A 232-nucleotide genomic window follows, 5' to 3' on the forward strand; every position below is an offset into this window, starting at 1 on the left:
TATTAAAACCGAGCTTGAAAACAACGCCCAAGGTATTTTAGGTTATGTAGTACGCTGGATTGACCAAGGGATTGGCTGCTCTAAAGTGCCCGACATAAACCACATTGGCCTTATGGAAGACAGAGCAACACTGCGTATTTCAAGCCAACATATGGCTAACTGGCTGCATCATGGTATTTGCAGCGAGCAACAAATTAGATCAACCATGGCCAAAATGGCAAAAGTGGTAGAT

1 pseudogene is annotated in these 232 nt (G+C 43.5%); it reads left to right on the forward strand.

Annotation, left to right across the window (positions count from 1 at the left end):
• Positions 1-232, forward strand: a pseudogene (locus AAEY62_RS25055) (malate synthase G); the annotation flags it as partial.

It is taken from the genome of Pseudoalteromonas sp. GW168-MNA-CIBAN-0100 (assembly GCF_040309225.1).
Lineage (GTDB): Bacteria > Pseudomonadota > Gammaproteobacteria > Enterobacterales > Alteromonadaceae > Pseudoalteromonas > Pseudoalteromonas arctica.